The sequence below is a fragment of the Corynebacterium ulcerans genome, assembly GCF_000767685.1.
GTDB lineage: Bacteria > Actinomycetota > Actinomycetes > Mycobacteriales > Mycobacteriaceae > Corynebacterium > Corynebacterium ulcerans.
On sequence record NZ_CP009622.1, the window covers coordinates 260867 to 276162 of the forward strand.

The 15296-nt window shown below is 54.8% G+C and carries 19 protein-coding genes; 14 read left to right on the plus strand and 5 right to left on the minus strand.

Going from position 1 to position 15296, the window contains the following annotated elements:
* The first annotated feature begins 96 nt into the window (after positions 1-96).
* The 4 genes from CULFRC11_RS01195 to CULFRC11_RS01205 all read left to right on the plus strand — a co-directional run bounded on the left by CULFRC11_RS01195 (position 97) and on the right by CULFRC11_RS01205 (position 2160).
* Complete coding sequence (locus CULFRC11_RS01195) at positions 97-444, plus strand: WhiB family transcriptional regulator (protein ID WP_013910652.1); 348 nt, start codon at positions 97-99, stop codon at positions 442-444.
* 186 nt (positions 445-630) lie between these two features.
* Entirely contained in the window at positions 631-786 is a 156-nt protein-coding gene (locus CULFRC11_RS11195) for a Sp36 family protein (RefSeq protein WP_013910653.1), read from the plus strand.
* A complete protein-coding gene (locus CULFRC11_RS01200) occupies positions 786-1244 on the plus strand; it encodes a RidA family protein (protein WP_023634966.1) in 459 nt (152 codons plus the stop codon). The genes CULFRC11_RS11195 and CULFRC11_RS01200 overlap by 1 nt, the downstream gene beginning before the upstream one ends.
* Positions 1245-1317: 73 nt before the next feature.
* The gene (locus CULFRC11_RS01205; protein ID WP_023634967.1) at positions 1318-2160 is read left to right on the plus strand and encodes an MBL fold metallo-hydrolase; all 843 of its coding nucleotides are present in this window, start codon (positions 1318-1320) and stop codon (positions 2158-2160) included.
* 110 nt (positions 2161-2270) lie between these two features.
* Here the strand turns inward: CULFRC11_RS01205 and glxR are convergent, their stop codons facing one another.
* Entirely contained in the window at positions 2271-2954 is a 684-nt protein-coding gene (gene glxR / locus CULFRC11_RS01210) for a CRP-like cAMP-activated global transcriptional regulator GlxR (RefSeq protein ID WP_013241065.1), read from the minus strand.
* A 301-nt stretch (positions 2955-3255) separates the two neighbouring features.
* Positions 3256-3471 (minus strand): hypothetical protein, encoded by a 216-nt coding sequence (locus CULFRC11_RS01215; RefSeq protein ID WP_031269902.1) that lies wholly within the window; start codon positions 3469-3471, stop codon positions 3256-3258.
* Between the two features lie 80 nt (positions 3472-3551).
* Here CULFRC11_RS01215 and nth point away from each other — a divergent pair, with 80 nt between their 5' ends.
* The 4 genes from nth to CULFRC11_RS01235 all read left to right on the plus strand — a co-directional run bounded on the left by nth (position 3552) and on the right by CULFRC11_RS01235 (position 7023).
* Positions 3552-4358: an endonuclease III gene (nth, locus tag CULFRC11_RS01220; protein WP_023634968.1), complete on the plus strand. Its 807-nt coding sequence runs from the start codon at positions 3552-3554 to the stop codon at positions 4356-4358.
* 2 nt (positions 4359-4360) lie between these two features.
* Positions 4361-4966, plus strand: a complete 606-nt coding sequence (locus CULFRC11_RS01225) for a TlpA family protein disulfide reductase (protein ID WP_023634969.1) — start codon at positions 4361-4363, stop codon at positions 4964-4966.
* Positions 4966-5745: an NUDIX hydrolase gene (locus CULFRC11_RS01230; RefSeq protein WP_023634970.1), complete on the plus strand. Its 780-nt coding sequence runs from the start codon at positions 4966-4968 to the stop codon at positions 5743-5745. The genes CULFRC11_RS01225 and CULFRC11_RS01230 overlap by 1 nt, the downstream gene beginning before the upstream one ends.
* Positions 5746-5826: 81 nt before the next feature.
* Entirely contained in the window at positions 5827-7023 is a 1197-nt protein-coding gene (locus CULFRC11_RS01235; protein ID WP_023634971.1) for a MarP family serine protease, read from the plus strand.
* Here the strand turns inward: CULFRC11_RS01235 and CULFRC11_RS01240 are convergent.
* Positions 7020-7934 (minus strand): alpha/beta fold hydrolase, encoded by a 915-nt coding sequence (locus CULFRC11_RS01240; protein WP_038620300.1) that lies wholly within the window; start codon positions 7932-7934, stop codon positions 7020-7022. The genes CULFRC11_RS01235 and CULFRC11_RS01240 overlap by 4 nt on opposite strands.
* Positions 7935-8024: 90 nt before the next feature.
* Positions 8025-8525, minus strand: a complete 501-nt coding sequence (locus CULFRC11_RS01245; protein ID WP_013910662.1) for a phage holin family protein — start codon at positions 8523-8525, stop codon at positions 8025-8027.
* A gap of 116 nt (positions 8526-8641) precedes the next feature.
* Here CULFRC11_RS01245 and CULFRC11_RS01250 point away from each other — a divergent pair, with 116 nt between their 5' ends.
* Entirely contained in the window at positions 8642-9307 is a 666-nt protein-coding gene (locus tag CULFRC11_RS01250) for a hypothetical protein (protein WP_023634973.1), read from the plus strand.
* 38 nt (positions 9308-9345) lie between these two features.
* On the opposite strand, the gene CULFRC11_RS01255 is transcribed toward CULFRC11_RS01250, so the two are convergent.
* Entirely contained in the window at positions 9346-10218 is an 873-nt protein-coding gene (locus CULFRC11_RS01255; RefSeq protein ID WP_023634974.1) for an HAD family hydrolase, read from the minus strand.
* 650 nt (positions 10219-10868) lie between these two features.
* Between CULFRC11_RS01255 and CULFRC11_RS01260 the strand changes: the two genes are divergently transcribed.
* From CULFRC11_RS01260 to CULFRC11_RS01280, 5 genes are all read left to right on the plus strand, one after another.
* Entirely contained in the window at positions 10869-11291 is a 423-nt protein-coding gene (locus CULFRC11_RS01260; protein ID WP_023634975.1) for a hypothetical protein, read from the plus strand.
* A gap of 443 nt (positions 11292-11734) precedes the next feature.
* Positions 11735-12766 (plus strand): septum site-determining protein Ssd, encoded by a 1032-nt coding sequence (gene ssd, locus CULFRC11_RS01265; RefSeq protein WP_023634976.1) that lies wholly within the window; start codon positions 11735-11737, stop codon positions 12764-12766.
* Positions 12763-13887: a TadA family conjugal transfer-associated ATPase gene (locus CULFRC11_RS01270; protein WP_023634977.1), complete on the plus strand. Its 1125-nt coding sequence runs from the start codon at positions 12763-12765 to the stop codon at positions 13885-13887. The genes ssd and CULFRC11_RS01270 overlap by 4 nt, the downstream gene beginning before the upstream one ends.
* Positions 13887-14642, plus strand: coding sequence for a type II secretion system F family protein (locus tag CULFRC11_RS01275; protein WP_031269906.1), 756 nt, complete (start codon positions 13887-13889; stop codon positions 14640-14642). Before CULFRC11_RS01270 ends, CULFRC11_RS01275 begins: the two co-directional genes overlap by 1 nt.
* Positions 14639-15262 carry a type II secretion system F family protein gene (locus tag CULFRC11_RS01280; RefSeq protein ID WP_023634979.1) on the plus strand — a complete coding sequence of 208 codons (624 nt, stop codon included), beginning with the start codon at positions 14639-14641 and terminating at the stop codon, positions 15260-15262. The genes CULFRC11_RS01275 and CULFRC11_RS01280 overlap by 4 nt, the downstream gene beginning before the upstream one ends.
* Positions 15263-15296 lie beyond the last annotated feature (34 nt).

The following is a 15296-nucleotide window of genomic DNA, read 5'->3' on the forward strand; positions in this document are numbered from 1 at the left end:
TACATGAGTTCACGTTGGGCGCCTGTAAAAGGGTGCAGAGACTTGGCTTTTTGAGTCTCTAGTTCGTTCCAAGATTTATGTCAGGAGGAGTTCATCATGACAACTTCGTTGATGAACGTACGTAAGATCAGCCCCCTAGAGGAAGATGCGCTGGGGTCACTTCGGGCATTGGAGCGTGGAGACTGGGTAATGTATGCCCACTGTCGTAATGAAGACCCGGATGCCCTTTTTGTCCGTGGCGCGGCGCAGCGACGGGCGGCAGCGATTTGTAGTGAGTGCCCCGTGATGATGCGCTGTCGTGCTGATGCTCTTGATAATCGTGTGGAGTTTGGAGTGTGGGGAGGCCTTACAGAGCGGCAACGACGTTCCATTCTGCGCAACAACCCTGACATTGAGAGCTGGCGAGATTTCTTTGCACGTGGCGGCGAGCTCGCCGGAATATAACTGGAATATAGCGAGGAGGCCCTAGTACCACCGCTAAGGTGGAAGCCTGTGCGCTGCTCCCACGAGCGCGACGGGCAGGCTGGCACGTGCGTACTGGGCGTGCGGGATTGCTGCATGGTGGGCGTCGTAACGCTCCTGCATCCCTTAAGCCTTTAAAGCGAGGTTGTGGCAGGTACAGTTATAGGCATGACTAAATGGGAATATGCCACTGTACCTTTGCTCACTCACGCGACTAAGCAGATTCTGGATACTTGGGGCGAGGACGGCTGGGAGCTCGTCAGCGTTGTGCCGGGGCCAAACCCGGAGAATGTTGTCGCTTACATGAAGCGCGAGGTTGAGTGATGCCGGCAAGCGAAAACCTTAAAAACCTAGGCATAGAACTGCCGGACGTTGCAGCGCCCGTGGCTGTCTACATTCCGGCCACCAAGGTAGGAAACCAGGTGTGGACCTCTGGCCAGCTACCTTTTATCGACGGCGCACTGCCGGCAGTGGGCAAGGTTGGGGCGGATATATCCGCGGAACAGGCTGAATCCTATGCTCGCGTGGCCGCGTTGAATGCTCTGGCCGCCATCGATGCTGTGGTGGGCATTGATAATGTGACCCGAGTCCTGAAAATCGTGGGCTTTGTTGCCTCTGCTCAGGATTTCGGCGGGCAGCCTGGCGTGGTCAACGGTGCTTCGCAACTCATGGGGGAAGTCTTTGGCGAGGCCGGGGCGCATGTGCGTAGTGCCGTAGGAGTGGCGGAACTGCCGTTGAATTCTCCGGTTGAGATCGAAGTTGTTGTTGAGGTTGCTGAGTAGGAAAGAGTTGGCAGTCTTCTATGCAAACGGACCCCGCAAAACTAACGGTGGGGTTCCGTTTAAGTAGTTTGGCATGGCAATAATCGCTAAGCTGATGAGCATGGAGCATCCTGCTTACAGTCAGCTACGGCCGGTTAGTCCGTCCGTTTCGGTGGTACTTTGTCCCAATCCGGGGTACGCCGCTCTCGAAGGAACTAATTCGTGGGTCGTGCGTGCAGAGGGGGACTCGCGCAGCATAGTTATTGACCCTGGTCCTGAGGACGAGGGTCACCTTAATGTACTCAATAGCAAGGCCAATGAGGTTGGTCTGATACTGCTCACGCATAGGCATCACGATCATGCTGACGGAGCGCCGCGCTTCTATCAGCTCACAGAGGGAGCTCCTGTTCGGGCGCAGGACCCGGCTTATTGCAAAGGCGGAACGCCGCTTGTCGACGGCGAGGTAATCACCGTGGACGGCGTTACTCCCCAAGTAGAGGTTGTTTTTACGCCGGGACACACCGCCGACTCCGTATGTTTCTTTGTGTGGAGCGGGGAACCGCACGCATCGGAGCTAGAGGGGATTATCACTGGCGATACCATCGCTGGGCGCCATACCACGATGATTTCCGAGACCGATGGTGATCTGGGGGATTACCTCAATACTCTCGCGCTCCTGGAGGAGCGTGGCAAAGACGTGTGCCTTATGCCGGGCCACGGGCCGGAAGGGCATGATGTTGCAAGCTTTGCTCATTGGTACACCCAGCGTCGTCGTCAGCGCTTAGATCAAATTCGCGCAGCGCGCGCCGAGCTCGGCGAGGATGCATCCATCAAACAGCTTATCGACGCCGTCTATGATGACGTAGACCCAGTTCTGCGAGGTGCTGCAGAACAATCGACCCGCGTGGCACTGCGCTATCTGGCGGAACAAGAATAACTGCATCTACAAAAGGCCTGGTGGCTCGGCTGTTCCCATGCGGGAGCCGGGCCACCAGGCCTTTGTAGGGAGTGAAGACTCAACTCCCTACATGTGAGCGCTGGAAAGTGTTAGCGTGCGCGCTTTGCCAGGTGCTCGGTGTCTACGATCAGGACCGACTTGCCTTCGAGGCGGATCCAACCGCGGTGAGCGAATGTGGCTAGAGCCTTGTTCACGGTCTCACGGCTTGCGCCCACGAGCTGAGCGATCTCTTCCTGGGTGAGGTCGTGATTCACGCGGAGGGCGCCGCCCTCTTGGGTGCCAAAGCGGTTTGCTAGCTGCAGAAGCGTCTTAGCAACCCGGCCGGGGACGTCGGTGAAGATCAAGTCTGCGAGGGATGCATTCGTACGGCGCAAGCGGCGCGCTAGGACGCGAAGTAGCTGCTCGGAGATCTCTGGGTGATCGCTGATCCACTGGCGCAGCATCTCCGAATTCATGGTGGCAGCATGAACTTCGGTGACGCAGACGGCGGAAGACGTACGTGGGCCTGGGTCGAAGATGGACAGTTCGCCGAACATGTCGGAAGGGCCCATGACTGTCAAGAGGTTTTCACGACCGTCGAGTGAGTGGCGGGCCAGCTTCACTTTTCCGGAAGTGATGATGTACAAACGGTCGCCAGGCTCACCCTCTTCAAAGATTGTTGCCCCGCGCGGGAATCGGACGCTTTCAAGCTCCTGAATCAGATTACCGACCGCAACTGGATCTACACCCTGAAAAATTCCGGCGCGGGAGAGAATATCCTGCACACCATCCACGTCAATACTCCTCTAGTAGGCCGCGCTAGGAATCTCTCCAAGCCTGAGCTATAGCTAGTGCGGCGTTATAACCGGATCGTGGCACGATTGTGGAGAGCACTTTCGCATTGCTTCGACCGGTTTAGTTAATGTTTCCTAGATCACCATACTATGTACTGCGTCACTTTTGCACCCTCAAAATGGATTGGTCACAAAGTGAGGGGTTTGGGTGCTGAATGGGGGTGAAATTTTTGAATTATCACGAGTAAATTACTTTGCCGTGGGGTTCGGGGTCCGCAGCGGGGGTGCCAAAAAGGTGGGGTTATTTTTCGTCGCTAGATAAAAAATTCTTAGCATCGCCCGTGGAGTCAGGTTCTTCCGCTTCTGCGCTGGTAAGTGGAAGGTCAGTGATGTTGGCTGCGGCGTTATTCTCCTCAGTAATTCCGTGCGGGTGGAGGACCTTGATCTCTAGACGATCCATCCATAAGAGGAACAGTGCGAGAGCAAAGGGGACAAAAAATACCAACAGGAAGCTCATGCTGCCACTTTAGCCTTGCATCAGGCGGCGTGCAGCGCAGTTTCGGACCAATGTCATAGCCCTGGAATAAGGTAGGTGCCATGTCGAGTCAGTATCCATTAGAGTTGCCAACCTCTCCGCCGGTTGCCCGGGTCAAAGTGGGGGCGCATAAGGCTGCACGTGGGCAAGAGACTCCCCTAGGGAAGAAACGTCGGGCGCGGAGGATTAACAGGCTTCTGAGCGTGGGATACCCAGAGGCCCATTGTGAGTTGGATTTTAAAAATCCGTTAGAGCTCACAGTGGCCACAGTACTGAGCGCGCAATGCACTGATGTGCGCGTTAACCAGGTGACTCCTCGACTTTTCTCCATGTATCCAACTGCATGGGATTATGCCAACGCGAATGAAGTTGAGCTGCAAGAAATCATCCGGCCTACCGGATTTTATAAAGCAAAGGCAGCGCACCTCATCGGGCTAGGGCAGAAGCTGGTGGCTGACTTTGATGGCGAAATCCCGCAGGGCATAGAGGACTTGGTCAGCCTGCCTGGTGTGGGAAGGAAAACTGCCAATGTAGTTCGCGGAAATGCCTTTGATATCCCGGGCCTGACCGTGGATACGCATTTTGGCCGGCTGGTGCGCCGCATGGGCTTGAGTTCTCACACTGATCCTCTGAAAGTGGAGGCAGAACTCGCAGAGCTCATAGAGAAGAAAGAATGGACGATGTTTTCCCACCGCATCATCTTTCATGGTCGTCGTGTATGCCATTCGCGTAAAGCTGCCTGTGGGGCTTGTTTTCTGGCTGCGGAATGCCCGAGCTTTGGCGCTGAGGGGCCTGTAGATCCCGAGCTGGCATCTGCGTTGGTGGTAGGGGATAATCGTGAAGCATTATTGGAGTTGGCAGGAGCTTAAGTATGAAAAAGACAATCGCTGCTTCCTTTGGCGTTTTTGTCGTGATGCTTGTGTTCCTGGTGGCAGCAGTTCCTCATCTTCTGCATGGAGACAGCTCGGGTAACCAGAAGGAAAGCGCCGGGGCTGAGGGTAGTGACACTGTGGCCCAGAACGTTCAGAATCGCCCGGAATGCCCCGTTACGGACGTGGGTGGGGTCGCGCTTCCGTGCTTGGGTGCTCAACACCGAGCTCATCCTATGCCTGCTGTTACGGTGGTATCGCTATGGGCTTGGTGGTGTGAGCCGTGCCGCAAGGAGCTACCGCTTTTTGACGAACTCGCGGCTAAACATCCAGAGTTTTCCGTGGTAGGAGTTCATGCAGACACTAATGCCGCTAACGGCGCTGCACTGCTCAACGATCTTGGTATCCAGATGCCATCGTTACAAGACAATAACAATAGTTTCGCAGCTTCACTTGGGTTGCCTAAGGTAGTGCCCATCACCCTTGTTTTTGATCAGAATGGAAAGCTCATCTCGACGATCCCGAAGCCCTTTGAGCACTATAGAGACCTTGAGTCTGCAGTGCTAAGAAATCTTCCCGCAACTGCTACCCCTACGGAGGTTTCCTGATGGACATCAACGAGGGGAGACTCGGTGATTTCCCACGTCCAGATATCCCTGGGGAAAATATCACGCTGCGGCCTGAACGCGCCCCCGTATGGATGAGGCGCCTAGTCGGAGATGTGACGGGTGGCGCCATCGACGGCAGGATCCGGCGGGCACTGCGTCCGGAGTCTTCCCCAGATTCCACTAAGCGTGCCGCGGTGCTGGTTCTCCTCGCCGGCGCGGAAACTTCAGCGGAGATGCCTAACGACGCCTCCGTGCTGCTCACACACCGTTCGCCAAGCATGAGAGCCCACTCTGGACAGATAGCTTTTCCGGGTGGCCGCCTGGATAAGACTGATGTGAATGCGGTGGATTGCGCTCTCAGAGAAGCATGGGAAGAGACTGGTTTAGACCGTCGGACCGTGACACCTCTCGCGCAGCTTCCTGAAGTGCATATTCGCGCAACAGGTTATCCAGTGCTTCCTGTGTTGGCCCACTGGCACAGCATCGGCCCCATTGGCGTGGTCAGTCCACAAGAGGCCGACTCAGTGGCTAATATCCCCGTGTTGTCTCTCACGGATCCCGCTAACCGGTTTATGGTGCAACACAAAGACTGGTCTGGGCCGGCATTCCGGGTAAATGATTATGTGATCTGGGGTTTTACCGGAGGACTGCTTGATGCTCTTATCGCACATGCGGGATGGGAGCATCCATGGGATAAAACCACCCACTACGATTTGCACAAGACACTGTCTGAATCGCGAAACAACGAGCGGCTTGGCCAGTTGTATCCGCGCAGGTAAAACACCGACTGCGGTCAGGCTCTCAGATATCGCGCCTAGTGCGCTTTAGTACACACGCTCATAGGAAGGTATCCCACAGACGTGACTCCAGGAACAGTCGTGGACATAATCATCGGGCTGGCGCTCATCTTGGCTATCTTTTCTGGATGGCGACAGGGAGCATTCGCCTCGGTGCTCTCAACCTTGGGTGTGATAGCAGGCCTGATATGTGGGGCTGCCCTAGCTCCGGTAGTCATGGAACAGACGGAATCCACAGCATTGCGTTTCCTGCTTGCTTTGGGCACGGTGATTCTTCTTGTAGGAATAGGCAATCTTGTTGGAGGGCTTATCGGCTCGTCGCTGCGGGATCGGGCTCAGTGGCGCAAAACTCTGGCGCTCGATTCGATGGTAGGCGCCTTATTCCAGGCGCTCGCTACATTGATCGTTGCGTGGTTGGTTGCCATCCCGCTGGCCACAAGCTTGAGCGGTTCAGTATCGCAGGGCATTAAGAACTCCACCATCTTGGGTTTTGTTGATCGCAACATTCCAGCTGCCTTGTCGACGTTGCCTTCCCGGATCTCGGCGATGCTCAACGAGTCTGGGTTGCCGCCTCTGATTTCTCCCTTTGTGGAAGGAACACAATCAAAGCAAGTAGAAGCGCCCGCGATTAAAGTTGCTGACACAGCCCTTGTGGAGCGTCTACGTCCTTCGGTTATCCATGTGCTGGGCGAATCTGAAAAATGTAGCCGACGTCTGATGGGCTCTGGTTTTGTTATAGATGAATCTCACGTGATCACTAATGCACACGTGGTAGCTGGCACCGATAAAGTCAGCTTGGATACCGTCGAGGGTGTCTTTGCCGCTGAAGTCGTGTACTACAACCCACAGTTGGACATAGCAGTGCTGAAGTCTGACAAGATCAGTCTTCCTGCTCTTTCCTGGGCTCAAGAGCCGGCTGAATCTGGTGCGGATGCCATAGTCATGGGATTCCCAGAGTCAGGCCCCTTTGAGGCGGCCCCAGCACGTGTGAGCGACCGCATTACAATCTCTGGCGCAGATATCTATTCCAACGGCAGGGTTGAGCGTGAGGCCTATACCGTGCGCGGTAGCATCCGAAAAGGAAATTCCGGTGGGCCCATGGTGGATACTGAAGGAAACGTGCTGGGAGTGGTCTTCGGGGCATCTGTAGACAGCAGCGACATCGGCTACGTGCTTACCGCTCAAGAAGTACAAAACATCGTGGGCGACATCGCCGCAATGGAAAGCCCCGCAGACACTCAGAAGTGCGTAGCTAGTTAGACAGACCGGATAAAACGCAGCACCTCGGAAACAAAACCTTTAGGGTTTTCCAGGTGCGGGCGCTGGCCTGTTCCCCCCACAGTGGAGGTACTAAGTCCTGCTGCCGACCGTGAGTGCGCGCGGCGGGCGAGCCATGCGGACGTGGCGGAGGCGTCGACAAGCATATGCACAGGCACCTGGACCTTAGGCAGCGTCCACTTCATAGGAGGAACGTTAACGCTGTAACGAGAGGTCTTTGTTACCGGGAGGAACGTGGAATCGATGGACATCGCTCTACGACGCAAACGAAGCTCCTGCTCGAAACGCTCGCTGACGTGAAAACCAAGGCCGGTGGTGAGCCGCAGATCGCGTTCAATGAGACGGTCGCGCCGGGACCAACACCAGGAACGCAGCAGATGGGGGAGCCGGAACATCATGGTCAGCGGAAGAATATGAGAAAACAGCCAAGGGCGAAGACCAATTGCTCGGCGCATATCGGCGGGATGCAGCGCTCCAATGGCTAGTAAAGAATCCACGTGATCGGGATAATTAGCGGCTAGCAACCATGCGATAGAAGCCCCAGAGCCCACCCCGATGACGTGGGCAGAATTATGCCCGAGCGTCCGGATGGATCCTGCGATGTCGCCCGCGGCAAAGCGGTGTTCGTAGCCGCTTGGGGGCTTGTCCGAGAGCCCGTATCCACGCATGTCCAGCGCTGCGACGTGAAAACCAGCCTCTGCTAAAGGCTCGATGATGTGGCGGAAATCGAACCAGCCTCCAAAAGAGTCGTGCAGAAGCACAATGGCGGGATTCTGCGGGTCGCCCGCTGTAGCAGCGTGAAGGCGCAGCCCACGAGTATGGAGCATCTGGTGATGGAAAGGCCCTTCCAACGCAACTACAGAAGGCGACAGCGGCTGCCGATGTTTCTTCAATCTTTTAAGCTTTCTTGTGGAGGCTCATAGGACGCAAAACGCCCCGCACAACGGCGTGTGAGGGGCGCACTAGTGTTTTCGTTGTAAACGTTAGCTATACATTCCGCGCTGCTTAGTCTCCAGGTTGGCTTGTGCCTTTCCCGGAACGAGATTCTTAAGCTCTGTGACGGACTGAATAGTCTGCTTGGGCTTGCCGATCTTCTTGACCTTCTTAAAGCCCACAAAGGCAAGAAGGGCCGCGAGGACGATCATGATGAGGAAGACGATGAGGAATGCAGCCCAACGATCCAGCCAGACGCTGAGCAGTTCTGCAAGGAAGAAGAAAAAGAAGAAGGAGCTGTAGAGGGCGATAGTGCCAGCGACACCAAACAGACCGCCGCCGATCACGCCTTTTTTAGCTTCTGCAGCAAGCTCGGTCTTAGCAAGCTCAACCTCTGCGCGGAACAACGAGGACATCTGCGCAGTAGCGTCACTTACGAGGGAACCGATGGAGCCTTTGTTAGTGGCATCGACATCAGTCAGGGGGATTCCATTAACCTTTGCGTCGAATTGATCCGCGCCATCAGTGAAAAAGCCGTTGTCCTTGCTCACAGGTTGATCCCTTCAGATCGAATTCATTTAAAACAGTTATCTTCAATCGTGCCACGAAACGCGCGTGAAGGTGAATTTACTGGATAGATTGTTGTGTATTTGTAGTATTAAAACTCATGGCAACCTTGGACCATCTACTCGCATCCGGTGAAATTAAAGCACTCGCTCAACGTGCTACAGATGGCATCGCCGCAGTACATCGCAGGCCAGTCAACCTGCGCAAGTATGAAGTTACCTCCTCAGAATCGCTGCTGCGAGGCGCACGAACCAGCGCCGCTCTTGATCCCGAACTGGGGGAAAAGTACCACATCAGTGGGTACAGCATGCTCGCGCCAGCTGTGATCGAACAAACATCGAGGACCTTTCTCCGTGCGCCACTCCAAGTCCTTGCCCGTATAGACGCCTTGGCGGGAGGGCCCGGCAGACCTACCTCTGCATCCGCGGAACTTGAAGTCCTAGCCAGCGTGATCACATCGGACCCCAATCCGGCTCTGATACCGGCTGTTGTGCATGGGGAGATCATCGGGCGCGGAGCTTTTGGCCCTAGAAGTGCGCTCGTGGCACGCGTTGCTGCTCGTAGTGCAGCGGTCACCTTTGGCAGTGATCCTCGTGGATTATGTGTGCCAGAAACCTATCTGCGCAGGCACCGATCCGAATATCAAGCGAGCGCAGCGCACTTCACGGCAGGTCAGGAGCAGGCGGTGACATTCATAGAGCTGTATCTCAAAGCGATGATAGCCGGCGCGCAAGAGGCGGAATCCATCGCAGCTGCGGCTCGGTGATGGGGCTGGGTTGCGGGAAGGAGTGGGGCGTCGGCAAGCTAAGTGCGCTTATCCGTCCGCTTATTCCACCACACCACGCCTCCCAGCATCGCGGCGACTCCCGCAGCGACACCCGTGCCGATTTGAACTTCCCGCATCGTGGGCTTGGGAAAAAGGGGAACAGGGTTTTTAAACGTGCGGATTTCCCAGCCCTTTTCCGTAGCTATTCGACGCAGCGCTCGATCCGGGTTCACCACAATCGGGTGGCCGACGGCTTCGAGCATAGGAAGATCCGTGACCGAATCCGAATACGCAAAGCTGGACTCCAGTGCATATCCCCGCTGTTGAGTGAGCTCTGCAATCGCCTGAGCCTTCATCTCCCCCTTGCAATAAAAGGGCATCTCACCAGTAAATTTGCCGTCTTTTACCACCAACTCTGTGGCAACAACTGTTTCCACTCCCAGCTCCTGAGCGATCGGCTCCACCAAAATACGAGCTGACGCGGAGATGATTACCACATCGTGGCCTGCCTCCTGATGCATGCGGATGAGCTCACGGGCTTCTTCATAAATGGTGGGCGTGACCAGCGAGTGCATCGTCTCCGTGGCGATGGTTTTTACCTGTTCCTCGCTCCACCCAACAATCATCTGAGCCAATTGGTCCCGAGTGGTATCCATTTGCTCGCTACTGTGGCCGGCGATCATATAGGTGGCTTTAGCTATAGAAATCTGCAAAGCGGTGGCAGGGGAGATCAAACCGGAATGGAGAAACTCTCGGCCATACACATAGACGGAGGATGTCGCGATGATCGTCTTATCCAAATCAAAAAAAGCGACAACTTCGGAAGAATCGGCGGGAAATATCATGCCGGAAGCAGGGGCGGAATCATCGTGTGATGCTCCGGGGCGGGGGTGCTCGGATGAATGTGCCATAGTGCCTAGCGATTGTAGCTGTTTTTACGCCGTTACGAGCAAAAATGTCAGGTGTGTGGTGCGGTGACGACGCGTTAGCGGCGGACTAGAGGCGTACTGAAGGTGTATTGAAAAGAAAAAATGTGCTCGATGTCTCGCGGGGTATTGCCTGTTGTTGTGGTTTGTGCAATAATGACGAGTGCAAGGCCCCGATATACAGTGTGGCCTGCCCCGGCCCGCCCCCCCTGTGGCCGGGTGGCGGCTCGTGCTTACCCCCCCTAGCGCGAGCCGCCCTTTTGTATGTTTAAGCGACCGTTGCTGGGTTAAGCGGTGGCGGGTTTAGTCTTCGGTTAACTCTTGTCCCTCAGTACCGAGACTGCATAGTGAACAGCTTCACTGCCTTAATCACTTAATCACTGCCGATTTTGAGTCGTAGGATTCTCTCGCAGCAGCTTTACTGCGGTTTGCCTTTGACTCGGAAGTGGGACTTGCTGGTTATCGGTTTGCTTCTATTTCTGTCAGGTTCTTCTACCGCTTGCTGTACCAACGGACGCAATGTCCACCTCTACCTATTGGGTCGCTCTAGCACTTGCGGTAGCGGATATAAAATAAATGAAGTGATGTGAGCTAAAGCGAAAGTTTTCTGTGTATTGAAATACGGAGCGTGCAACATGGCAGCTAACTGGAGCCTATCGTCCTTTGGGTTTTATATGAATTCACTACTAAAAAGGTATTTTGCAGGCGATGTTGCTATGCCTCCCGAGGACGTTGAAGTGCGAGCTACTTGGAGAACCTCCGAGTACGTCTATTGCGTATTTTCAGTGATGTCCGCACAAGGAATTGCGTATGTTGGCATGGAAATGCCCCCAATACCGAGCAGTGAGGGTGTCTCTTCGGAAGAAGATACTGCCGTCAAAGGATGGGTGGATCAACTTGCCGGTAATACAATTGCCCCGGATTTAGATTATGGCTCCGACGATAAGATTAAATGGCTCGGAGGGGACAGAGATGACGATCCCAAACATTTTGTGGAACTGAGAAGAATGAAAGACGAAGGGGCAGAAATTTATATTCCATTAACTGCTCACGGCTAATGGTTCAGTTCTGTCCCATCAAATTGTTTCCAGTCTATGTTCCTTCGCATTGCTCCTGCGTGGGTAGGGGTAAACCCAATTGATAGGAAAGACCAGTTCATCTAGCTGATTGATCTGGTCTGAGCGGACGCATGGGGCAAGTCTTCTCAGATGACATTGCTCTTGCAGCTATGCGGTTTTTGGAGTGTGCGATGTCGTTTTTGAGAACGCTAGAAAACTTACCTTGGGGTTTTGCCTGGTTGTGTGTCCGCTTCAGCGGCTAGCGTTCTCAAAAACGACAAACCAGTAGCCTCGTGTGCCTAATAGTGAGTTCATCCCCATTACGCAACCCGATCGGGGAGTTATCCACAGAAATTAGAAAAATCGAGACGAGAATCGTGTTATCCACAGAAGCTCTTTACTCACACTCGTCATAAGCCGGCGTTGCGTGAAAGCTGTCAGTTATGAAGCCAGCACCAGTACTCATAGCAGTAACGGATCCCATTGTTCACCCCGAAGCCGTGCATATAGTCGCAGCTACGGGGCGACCCATGATCGATAGCACTGACCCCCGGGAAATTACTCGCCATGCTCATCGAGCTGCTGCCGTGCTTGTCGACGCAACAACGGCTCCGCACGCAGCAACGCTTCCCGCTGGCACTCGGCGGTTTCTGCTCGCAGCAGAACCTGGCCCCATCGATTGGAAACTGGCCATGGCGTGCCATGCAGAGGCAGCATACGTTGTGCCGGCGCAAGCGCCAGAATTACTCAAAGCGCTTGGTAGAGACGATGATCCGCCACCAGCGGAAGGCGTTGTGATAGCGGTTATGGGCGCCGTCGGTGGGGCGGGGACGTCAACTCTTGCCAGCGCTATAGCGCTCAGTTGTGAGAACGCTGTGCTGATTGATGCCGATCCTTCTTCTGGCGGTGTAGATCTTCTCCTAGGTATCGAGGAATCACCGGGTATGAGGTGGAATGATTTGGTGTTACGTCAAGGTGACGTGCGTTCTGACGACCTCATCGCGGCGTTCCCTAAGACTGCTCAGGGGCTTTCCGTCCTCACGGTGGCCCGTGGCAATGACGTGCGCACTATTGATGACACAACATTGAATGCGGTTATTCGGAGCCTGCGTGGGCACACCAGCGTGGTTGTCGACCTTTTACGCGGAACGAGCATTGCCGATTCCGCTCTTGACGCCGCCGATTGCGTAGTGCTGTGCATTCCCGCCGAAATTCGCGCGGTCGCAGCCGCAGAAAAATTAGTCCAACAGATGCGCGCCCGCAACATCAAAGTCGTTGGCGTGCTGCGGCACCGCTTATGGTCATCGGTGGATGCCACTGATGTTGAACGAGCAGCGCACCTCGATGTTGTAGCGGAAATAGGAAATCTGTCACGGCTGACAAAAACCACCGAATACACGGGTCTTTCGTCGCCTTTGCCGCGCAGTCTCAAGGCTGCAGCGACGGCAGTGCTGGAAGAAGCGCAGGCAGCATGATGAACCATCAAGACGTGGTAGCACGTGTTCAACGCAGAATCGCAGAAGACCCAGAGTTGGCGGATTCTGCATCGCTTGCGAGTCTGGTCAGGCAAGAAGCACACGGAGTCATAAGCGACGTAGACATGATCTCGCTGCTTAGGCAACTGAGATACGACTCCGTTGGGATCGGCCAGCTAGAGAGGCTTCTGGTTATCCCCGGAGTGACCGATATCGTGGTCAATGGAACCACAGGAGTGTGGTTTGATCGCGGGCAAGGATTGGAACGCGCCGACGTGGTTTTTGCCTCAGATGATGAAGTCAGGCGATTAGCCACCAGATTCTTAGTGGCATCCGGCAGCAGGCTTGATCATTCGCATTGCTTTGGCGACGGGCGAATCACCAGGGATGACGCCACAAGTATCCGCGTTCATGCGGTATTGAGCCCGCCGTCGGAAAGCGGTACCTGCCTTTCCCTCCGGGTACTCAGACAAGCAACGACGACGATAAAACAACTCACTGCAACGGGGACTTTTAGCCCAGAAGTAGCTGGTGGGCTGCAAGAGATGATTGCGCTGCGCAAACCCTTTTTGGTCGTTGGCGGGACGGGAAGCGGGAAAACGACACTGCTGAGTGCCCTGCTTGCTCAAGTAGACCCAGGAGAGCGCATAGTGTGCATTGAAGATACTGCGGAACTCCGACCTGCACATCCTCACGTGGTGTCGCTTGTCTCTAGAACTAAAAACACTGAAGGTAGTGGTGAGATATCAATGACCACTTTGTTGCGTCAGGCTCTTCGGATGAGACCAGATCGCATTGTTCTCGGAGAAATACGCGGTCCAGAGGTGGTCGATTTGCTTGCGGCCCTCAATACCGGACACGAGGGTTGCGCAGGAACCCTGCACGCCAATTCGCTGCAGGAAGTACCAGCTCGGATTGAAGCTCTAGCAGCTCTTGGTGGGCTTGATCGGCAAGCTTTGCATTCCCAACTCGCAGCGGCTTCACCTGTGGTTTTGGCTATGAAGAGAACCCAGCAGGGGAGACGGCTTCAGCAGATCGGTGTTCTTCAGGGATACCCACTTGAAGTGCATTCGGTGTGGGACGACACAATGCAAGGAGCGCCCTCGTGGAATCCTTCATGATGCTTGCAGTTGCCGCCTGGTTTTCAGCATGTCCGTCTCCGAAACAGCGGGTTATAGGGAAGAAAGCCACACGACGATGGCAGAAGAAAGCCATAACCGTGGCCCTTGTAGCGGTCATATTTTTTCCCTTTCGGCATCATATTTCTCTCGTGGTTTCAGGAGCGCTCATCGTCGCTACAGTTGTGAATGCTTGGAATAAGAGGCGATCAGAGGTATCTCAACGCAAGCAACAAGAGGAAATATCAGCTGTATTGGGAAGTCTCTCTGGGGATTTACGGGCGGGAGTCGAAGCTTCCAGGGCTTTAGAAAACGTGGCTCAGAACCTTCCTGAATCGGCGCTGAGGGATACGCTCATGGCGGCGTCGAGAAGCTCGCGCCTTGGAGGGTCAGCGTCCGCATATTGGCAGCAACGTGCTGTTGCTATCCATGGCATAGAGAAAATAACCCATGCTTGGCGCCTGAGTGAACGGTATGGGATTGCGCTGGCGCCTTTATTGGAGAAAAACAGAGCCTCATTGGATGAAGATCTGCGCCATGCAGAACGCACCCAAGCTGCCATGCAAGGAGCTAAAGCCACGGCATATATCCTCACCGCACTACCTTTTGCAGGGATTCTTCTGGGGCGAGGAATGGGTGTGAATGCCTTGGAATTTTTGCTTCACACACGTATCGGAGCAGTGCTTTTAATACTGGGGACACTATTGGTCTGCGTGGGGAACCTGTGGAGCCAAGCGATAATGGAGAAAGCGCGATGATGACGGTTATTGCGGTGGCATTAATAGCATTAGCGGCCAGCATCACACGGCCTGATGTTGTATACCGAATCCATCGCGCTCGTGACGGACCTCAGAGAAAGTCCGCTGGGGTGAAAAAGCATTGGGACGCGCTAACGAACAAGTTTTTTGCGACTCAGCTATCGGGAGATTTTCTACGTAAGAGCGCCTCTCAACTGGATCTTTTTGCTGCTTGCGCGCAATCGGGTTTGACGCCTTCACAGGCTGCATATGCTGTGGCTTTGACGGAAGAATCATCATGTGTGGGAACTCGGACCAGGAGTGAATGGTCGGATGTGGCCATCATGCTCGAAATGGGAGTGCCCGCTGAGCGTGCATGGCAGCCCCTCGCTAGGCACCCCGCGCTAGGAGAATTGGTAACAGTTGCGCGAGCTTCGGAGAGATCAGGAGCGACGTTGGCTGAGGCGTGTGAGAGGTTGGCTAGGCAATTGCGCGCACGGGCATCAGACCTAAGCCTTGCCCGTGCAGAACGCGCGGGAGTGCTCATTGCACTGCCATTGACCGTATGTTTTCTTCCCGCATTCTTCTTACTCGGACTTGCGCCAGTGGTCATCAGCTTGGGGATTGAGATTTTTTCTTGATTGACCCACGTGATTGCCAAAACAGAAAACGAAA

Coding starts and splice junctions, on each gene's coding strand:
- CULFRC11_RS01195 (WP_013910652.1), top strand. CDS start 97: ATGACAACTTCGTTGATGAACGTACGTAAGATCAGCCCCCTAGAGGAA.
- CULFRC11_RS11195 (WP_013910653.1), top strand. CDS start 631: ATGACTAAATGGGAATATGCCACTGTACCTTTGCTCACTCACGCGACT.
- CULFRC11_RS01200 (WP_023634966.1), top strand. CDS start 786: ATGCCGGCAAGCGAAAACCTTAAAAACCTAGGCATAGAACTGCCGGAC.
- CULFRC11_RS01205 (WP_023634967.1), top strand. CDS start 1,318: ATGGCAATAATCGCTAAGCTGATGAGCATGGAGCATCCTGCTTACAGT.
- CULFRC11_RS01215 (WP_031269902.1), bottom strand. CDS start 3,471: ATGAGCTTCCTGTTGGTATTTTTTGTCCCCTTTGCTCTCGCACTGTTC.
- nth (WP_023634968.1), top strand. CDS start 3,552: ATGTCGAGTCAGTATCCATTAGAGTTGCCAACCTCTCCGCCGGTTGCC.
- CULFRC11_RS01225 (WP_023634969.1), top strand. CDS start 4,361: ATGAAAAAGACAATCGCTGCTTCCTTTGGCGTTTTTGTCGTGATGCTT.
- CULFRC11_RS01230 (WP_023634970.1), top strand. CDS start 4,966: ATGGACATCAACGAGGGGAGACTCGGTGATTTCCCACGTCCAGATATC.
- CULFRC11_RS01250 (WP_023634973.1), top strand. CDS start 8,642: ATGGCAACCTTGGACCATCTACTCGCATCCGGTGAAATTAAAGCACTC.
- CULFRC11_RS01255 (WP_023634974.1), bottom strand. CDS start 10,218: ATGGCACATTCATCCGAGCACCCCCGCCCCGGAGCATCACACGATGAT.
- CULFRC11_RS01260 (WP_023634975.1), top strand. CDS start 10,869: ATGGCAGCTAACTGGAGCCTATCGTCCTTTGGGTTTTATATGAATTCA.
- ssd (WP_023634976.1), top strand. CDS start 11,735: ATGAAGCCAGCACCAGTACTCATAGCAGTAACGGATCCCATTGTTCAC.
- CULFRC11_RS01270 (WP_023634977.1), top strand. CDS start 12,763: ATGATGAACCATCAAGACGTGGTAGCACGTGTTCAACGCAGAATCGCA.
- CULFRC11_RS01275 (WP_031269906.1), top strand. CDS start 13,887: ATGCTTGCAGTTGCCGCCTGGTTTTCAGCATGTCCGTCTCCGAAACAG.
- CULFRC11_RS01280 (WP_023634979.1), top strand. CDS start 14,639: ATGATGACGGTTATTGCGGTGGCATTAATAGCATTAGCGGCCAGCATC.